This window comes from Chloroflexota bacterium (genome assembly GCA_011322445.1).
Classification (GTDB): domain Bacteria; phylum Chloroflexota; class Anaerolineae; order Anaerolineales; family DRMV01; genus DRMV01.
On the sequence record DRMV01000010.1, the window covers coordinates 54,090 to 61,202 of the forward strand.

7 protein-coding genes are annotated in these 7,113 nt (G+C 64.0%); all 7 read left to right on the forward strand.

Going from position 1 to position 7,113, the window contains the following annotated elements; translation table 11 throughout:
- The first annotated feature begins 247 nt into the window (after positions 1 to 247).
- The gene (locus ENJ54_01810) at positions 248 to 1,516 is read left to right on the forward strand and encodes an argininosuccinate synthase (protein ID HFC08580.1); all 1,269 of its coding nucleotides are present in this window, start codon (positions 248 to 250) and stop codon (positions 1,514 to 1,516) included.
- 94 nt (positions 1,517 to 1,610) lie between these two features.
- Complete coding sequence (argH, locus tag ENJ54_01815; protein HFC08581.1) at positions 1,611 to 3,005, forward strand: argininosuccinate lyase; 1,395 nt, start codon at positions 1,611 to 1,613, stop codon at positions 3,003 to 3,005.
- A gap of 131 nt (positions 3,006 to 3,136) precedes the next feature.
- Positions 3,137 to 3,310 carry a lysine biosynthesis protein LysW gene (gene lysW / locus ENJ54_01820; GenBank protein HFC08582.1) on the forward strand — a complete coding sequence of 58 codons (174 nt, stop codon included), beginning with the start codon at positions 3,137 to 3,139 and terminating at the stop codon, positions 3,308 to 3,310.
- Between the two features lie 354 nt (positions 3,311 to 3,664).
- Positions 3,665 to 4,531 carry a lysine biosynthesis protein LysX gene (gene lysX / locus ENJ54_01825; GenBank protein ID HFC08583.1) on the forward strand — a complete coding sequence of 289 codons (867 nt, stop codon included), beginning with the start codon at positions 3,665 to 3,667 and terminating at the stop codon, positions 4,529 to 4,531.
- Positions 4,532 to 4,627: 96 nt separating this feature from the next.
- On the forward strand, positions 4,628 to 5,671 hold the full coding sequence (locus tag ENJ54_01830) for an N-acetyl-gamma-glutamyl-phosphate reductase (GenBank protein ID HFC08584.1): 1,044 nt from the start codon (positions 4,628 to 4,630) through the stop codon (positions 5,669 to 5,671).
- Positions 5,672 to 5,798: 127 nt separating this feature from the next.
- Complete coding sequence (locus ENJ54_01835) at positions 5,799 to 6,605, forward strand: [LysW]-aminoadipate kinase (GenBank protein ID HFC08585.1); 807 nt, start codon at positions 5,799 to 5,801, stop codon at positions 6,603 to 6,605.
- A 63-nt stretch (positions 6,606 to 6,668) separates the two neighbouring features.
- Positions 6,669 to 7,113, forward strand: a 445-nt coding sequence (locus tag ENJ54_01840; GenBank protein HFC08586.1) for a carbohydrate kinase family protein, incomplete at its 3' end; no start/stop codon positions are given.

The following is a 7,113-nucleotide window of genomic DNA, read 5'->3' on the forward strand; positions in this document are numbered from 1 at the left end:
GCACAGGGCACCCATCTTTCGCCCATTTTTTCACCAAAGGTTGACAGTACAGCCTCCCTTTGGTATAAACGCCGCCAATGGAAACCAAGCCGTTTGTTGCCCGTCGTAGCCGTCGTGCTTACGCCCCCCATGCGGAGGGCGCTCGCGGGCGCGCGGCTTAGCACCACCCCATCCATTCCTTGCGCTCAAAAGCCCTCCCATAGCGGAGGGCTTTTTGCGTACCCATCCCCCTCAAGGAGTTGCCCCCATGTCTCCCAAAACCAAACCCCAGGTCAAAAAAGTCGTGCTGGCCTACTCTGGCGGCCTCGACACCTCGGTCATCGTGCCCTGGCTGAAAGAAAACTATGGCTGTGAAGTGGTCTGCTTCACCGCCGACCTCGGCCAGAGCGGCGAACTGGAAGGGCTGGAAGAGAAAGCCCTCAACAGCGGCGCCAGCCAGATCGTCATCAAAGACCTCAAAGAAGAATTTGCCAGCGAATACCTCTTCCGCATTGTGCGCGCTGGCGCCGTCTACGAGCGCAAGTACCTGCTCGGTACTTCCGCCGCCCGGCCGCTGATTTCCAAATACCTGGTGGAAGTCGCCCATCAGGTGGGCGCCGACGCGGTCGCCCACGGCGCCACCGGCAAGGGCAACGACCAGGTGCGCTTTGAACTCACCGTGATGGCCTTGGACCCCCGCCTGAAGGTCATCGCCCCGTGGCGCGAGTGGGAAATCCGCTCCCGCGAAGACGCCATCGCCTACGCCCAGGCGCACAACGTGCCCGTCACCGCCACCAAGAAGACCATCTACAGCCGCGACCACAACCTGTGGCACATTTCCCACGAGGGCGGCCCGCTCGAAGACCCGTGGTGGGAGCCGGACGAGTCGGTGTTCATGCTCACCGCTGCGCCGCAGGAAGCACCCGACGAGCCGGAATACGTGGAAATCGAGTTTGAAACCGGCACCCCCGTGGCGGTGAACGGCCAGAAGATGAGCCCCGGCGAGTTGGTCGCCTTCCTGAACGCCCTGGGCGGCAAGCATGGCATCGGCCGGGTCGACATGGTAGAAAACCGCCTCGTGGGCATGAAATCCCGCGGCATCTACGAAACCCCCGGCGGCACGATTTTGATGGAAGCCCACCGCCAACTGGAATCTCTGGTGCTCGACCACGCCACCATGCAATACAAAGACACCGTGGCGCTGAAATACGCCGAACTGGTTTACAATGGCCTCTGGTTCAGCCCGCTGAAAGAGGCACTGGATGCCTTTGTGGACGCCACCCAGGGCCCGGTCACCGGCGTGGTGCGGCTGAAACTCTACAAGGGCAACATCATTCCCGCCGGGCGCAAGAGCCCCTTCAGCCTCTACCGCGAAGACTTCGCCACCTTCGGCCAGGAAGACGTCTACGACCAGTCCGACGCCGAGGGCTTCATCCACCTCTTTGGCCTGCCGCTGAAGGTGCGGGCGCTCAACAAACTGCCCGTGGCTGGCATGAACATGCCCAAGCCCGACTACTCGCGCTTCAAGCGGGATTAACGCAAAAGCGAACCGCAGATTTCGCAGATGACGCAGAAAAAATCTGTGAAATCTGCGTAACCTGTGGTTTCCAGCGGTTTTCAAGGAGCATCCGATGACGAAATCGGCAGGCAACACCCTCTGGGGCGGGCGCTTTAGCGGCGGCACCGACCCGCAAATGTGGGCACTCAACGCGTCCATCATGACCGACCGGCGGCTGGCGTTCCACGACATCCGCGGCAGCAAAGCCTGGGTGCGTGCGCTGCAGCGCGCCGGCGTGCTTACCGAGGCCGAAGCCCAAACCCTGCTCGACGGCCTCACGCAGGTCGCCACCGAGTTTGCCGAGGGGCAGTTCGTCTTCGCCCCCACCGACGAAGACATCCACACCGCGGTGGAACGCCGCCTGCGCGAACTGGTGGGCGAGGTGGCCGGAAAACTGCACACAGGCCGCAGCCGCAACGACCAGGTCGCCACCGATTTCCGCCTGTGGATGTTGGACGCCATCGACCACCTCACCGCCGCCCTCGCCGACCTGCAAAGCGCCCTGCTCGCCCGCGCCGAAGCCGATTTCGGCACCGTGATGCCCGGCTACACCCACCTGCAGCAGGCCCAGCCCATTTTGCTGAGCCACTGGTGGCTGAGCCACTTCTGGCCCCTCCAGCGCGACCGCGAACGCCTCGCCCAGGTGCGGGAACGCACCGCCGCCCTGCCCCTGGGCGCGGCTGCCCTCGCGGGCACGGCCTACCCCATCGACCGGCAAGCCCTCGCCGCCGACCTCGGCTTCCTCTCGGTCATCCCCAACAGCATCGACGCGGTCTCCGACCGCGACTTTGCCGCCGAATTCCTCTTTGCCGCCGCGCTGCTGGGCGTGCACCTCAGCCGCTTAGCCGAGGGCGTGATCCTGTTTTCCAGCGCGGAGTTCGGCTTCCTCACCCTGAGCGACGCCTACAGCACCGGCTCCAGCCTGATGCCGCAGAAGAAGAACCCCGATGCCTTTGAACTGACCCGCGGCAAGAGCGGTGCGCTCATTGGCACGCTCACCGGCCTGCTGGCGACCCTCAAGGGGCTGCCCTCGGCTTACGACAAGGATTTGCAGGAAGACAAAGCGCCGGTGTTTCGGGCGTTTGACGACCTCGCGGCGCTGCTACCTGTGCTGGCGAATGCCCTCCGCACCCTGGAAGTCCACCCCGAGCGCACCGCGGCGGCCATCGGCGCGGGCACGTTAGCCACCGACCTGGCCGACTTCCTCGTGAAGCAGGGCGTGCCTTTTCGGGAAGCCCACCACATCGTCGGCCACTTAGTGCGGGAAGCCGAGCAGCGCAGCGTGGGGCTGGACGCGCTGCCCACCGAAACCTACCGTGCCGCGCACCCGGCCTTCACCGCCGAAGCCCTGGAAAGCCTGCTTTCCCCGCAGGCCAGCCTCGCCCACCGCGCCGTGGAAGGCGGCACCGCCCCCGAAGCCGTGAAAGCGCAAATGGCGCTGGCGAGGGAGGCGTTGAAGAGCGAATAGCGAGTGGCGAATTGCGAATGAGGAATTGCGAGTTGCGAGTTGCGATTTAGGATTTGCGATTTGCGCCACAGCCCTCAATACCCCAATACCTCAATTTCCCAACCAACCAATCCCCCCTCAGGAGGTCTCCCATGTCTCAAACCGTCACCTGCCCTGAATGTGCTGCCGAATTCGAACTCGACCCCGGCACCGAAGTGAACGAAATCGTGGTCTGCCCCGACTGCGGCGTGGAACTGGAAGTGGTTTCCCTCGACCCGCCCGCGGTGGAACTCGCGCCGATGGAAGAGGAAGACTGGGGCGAGTAAGCAGCCTCAAGCCCTGTCAGGTCTTTGGGGCCTGACAGGGCTCTCAAAAACAAACCGCAGATTTCACAGATGACGCAGAAAAATCGTAATTACTTACCCCGAAGCACCGCGGATGGCCCTGTGCCTGTAAATGCTCACAGAGGGAACACGGAGAATGTTTCCCTTTGCAAGCGCTTTTTGGAGTGCGGTGCCTTGGCACCGCTTTGGAAAGCGGCCCTTCGATGCACTCAGGACAGGCGACTCGTCGCCGCACTCCAAAGAAAAACTGCCGCCAGAGGTGTTTTGCCACCACGTAGGTAATTACGAAAAATCTGTGAAATCTGCGTCATCTGTGGTTTTTTCTCGGAGATTGCCATGCCCCACAAACGCTATCGCATCGGCGTGCTCTATTCCCGCGTGCGGGTGGAAGAAAAGTGGATTTTCGCGGCCATGGAAACCCGCGGCGTGGACTACGAGCGCCTGGACGACCGCCAGATTCATTTCGACCCGCAAAACCCCGCCCCGTGGCAGCGCTTTGATGCCGTACTCTCCCGCAACATCAGCGCCACGCGCGGCCTTTACGCCCTGCGCACCCTCGAAGCCCTCGGCATCCCCACGGTCAACACCTTCCGCGTGGCCGAAACCTGCGGCGACAAACTGGCCACCACCTTAGCCCTCGCCCAGGCCGACCTGCCCCAGCCCCGCACCCGCGTGGCCTTCACCCCCGCCGCGGCGCTGGAAGCCATTGAGGAACTCGGCTACCCGGTGGTGCTCAAGCCCGTGGTCGGCTCGTGGGGGCGGCTGCTGGCGAAAATCAACGACCGCGACGCCGCCGAAGCCATTTTAGAGCACCGCGCCACCTTGGGTTCCCCCCAGCAGGCCGTGTTCTACATCCAGGAATACATCGCCAAGCCCGGGCGCGACATTCGGGCGTTGGTCATCGGCGACAAGGTCATCGCCGCCATCTACCGCAAATCCGAACACTGGATCACCAACACGGCCCGCGGCGGCGCAGGCGAGGTCTGCCCCCTAACGCCGGAGTTGGAAAGCCTCTGCCTGCAGGCAGCCCAGGCCGTGGGCGGCGGCGTGCTCGCGGTAGATATTCTGGAGCACCCCGACCGCGGCTACCTGGTCAACGAAATCAACCACACCATGGAATTCCACACCGCCCAGCCCACCACCGGCGTGGACATCGCGGGCGAAATTGTGGAATATGTGCTCCGCGTCGCCGCCGGGCAATAACCGCGCCCCTGACACCGGAACACTTGACACTGAAACACTTGCCCCGGGCATCTGAGCATCCGGGCATCCAAGCACCCCCTCACGGAGGAACACCCCATGTCCCCCACCTTCACCGCCAGCATCATCGGCGCGTCCGGCTACACCGGCGGCGAACTGCTCCGCCTGCTGCTCGGACACCCCGAAATTTCCCTTCAACAAGTCACTTCACGGCGCTATTTGGGGCAATACGTCTATCAAATCCACCCCAACCTGCGCAAGCGCACCCAACTGAAATTCACCGACCCCGCTACCTTGGAGCCGGTGGACATCCTTTTCCTTGCCCTGCCCCACGGCGAGGCCCAGAAGCACATCGCCGAATGGGCTTCCCTTGCCCACTACATCGTGGACCTCTCCGCCGACTTCCGCCTGCGCGACCCGGCGGCCTACGAAGCGTGGTACGGCAAGCCCCACGCCGCACCCGAATGGCTGGGAAAATTCACCTACGGCCTCGCCGAATTGCACCGCGACGACCTGGGCAGTGCGAAATACATCAGCGGCGTGGGCTGCAACGCCACGGCCACCAACCTCGCCCTGCTGCCCCTGCTGCAGGCCGACCTGCTCGATACCGCCCGGCCGGTGATTGCCGAAATCAAGGTCGGCTCTTCGGAAGGCGGTGCGGAGCCCAACCCCGGCTCGCACCACCCGGAACGCAGCAGCGTGGCGCGCACCTACGCCCCCTACGGCCACCGCCACACCGCCGAAGTCATCCAGGAAAGCGGCCTGAGCGACGTCGTGCTCACCATGACCTCGGTGGACATGGTGCGCGGCGCATTAGCCACCGTGCACGGCTGGGTGAAACCCGGCGTAGCCACCAAAGATCTGTGGAAGGCTTACCGCGCTGCGGCCAAAGCCAACCCCTTCCTGCGGCTGGTGAAAGAACGCCGCGGTGTCTACCGCGTGCCCGAGCCGAAGATTCTGGCGGGCAGCAACTACGCCGACATCGGCTTTGACCTGGACGAGAAAAGCGGCCACGTCGTGAGCATTTGCGCCATCGACAACCTGATGAAAGGCGCGGCCGGTTCGGCGGTGCAAGCCCTCAACCTCGCCCTCGGCCTGGACGAAACCACCGGCCTGGACTTCCCCGGCCTGCACCCGATTTAGAGGAGTGAGGCAACTGGGGCAATTGGGGCAACTGAGGGATTGAGGCAACTGGGGCCTCCTCCTGCTCCCTCAATACCTCAATACCTCAACACCTCAATACCTCAATACCTTCCTCCTGGAGGTTCCCATGACCCTGGTCATCAAACTTGGCGGCACCGAAGGCGTAGATTTCGCCGCCGCCTGCGAAGATATCGCCGCGTTGGTTTCCCAGGGCGAGCGCGTGGTGGTCGTGCACGGCGGCTCTGCCGAAGCCAACGCCCTCGGCGAAGCCCTCGGCGCCCCGCCGCGCTTCGTCACTTCGCCTTCGGGCTTCACCAGCCGCTACACCGACCGCCCCACTTTGGAAATTTTTGCCGCGGCGGTCAACGGCAAAGTCAACACCCTTTTGGTGGAACAATTGCAGCAAAACGGTGTTAATGCCTTTGGGTTGAGCGGCCTCGATGGCCGCCTGCTGCAAGCCAAACGCAAGGGCAGCATCCGCATCGTGGAAAACGGCAAGCGCAAAATCCTGCGCGGCGATTACACCGGCAAAATTCAGGCCGTGAACACCGCCCTGCTGGAAACCCTGCTCAGCGCGGGCTACACCCCCGTAGTCGCCCCCCTGGCCGTGAGCGAAAAAGGCGAGGCGCTGAATGTGGACGCCGACCGCGCCGCAGCCATGATCGCCGCTGCCCTGCATGCTGACACCCTCATCCTGCTCACCGCCGCGCCGGGGCTGCTGCGGAACTTCCCCGACGAGAGCAGCCTGATTGCCCACATGCCCGCTGCCCAACTGGAAACCGCCTTAGAGTACGCCCAGGGGCGCATGAAGAAGAAAGTGCTGGGCGCACAGGAAGCCCTGGCAGGTGGCGCAAAACAGGTCATCATCGCCGACGGGCGCATCCCCCATCCCATCGAGCGCGCCCTGGCCGGCGGCGGCACCCACATCCAATAACCACGCGACTGCCCGGACTGCCCGACTACCCGACTACCCGACCACCCGACTACCCCGACTATTATGCACACCATCATCGCCGGTAACGTCACCTTAGACGTCCTCTGCTATCCCGTCGACGAAGTCCCGCGGCACGAATCCATCGCCTTCGAGCAGGCCGCGGTGGGCCCCGGCGGCTGTGCGTCCAACACCGCGGTGGTGCTGGCTTCCCTGGGCGTGCCCGTCGGCATCGCCGCCTGCATCGGCAACGACGAAGCCGCCCACCTTGCCAGCCGCACCTGGCAGCGTTATGGCGTAGATGCCCGCTTCGTAGAAACCGTGGAAGCCCCCACCGCGGTCAGCGTTGGCCTGGTGGATAGCGCCTTCCAGCCGCGCTTCATCCACACTTCCGGTGCGAACGCCCACCTCACCCCCAACCGCCTCCGCCCCGCCGATTACGCCGCTGCGGGGGCGCGCTGGCTGCACATTGGCGGCTATTTCGTGCTCCCCGGCCTGCTCACGCCCGACC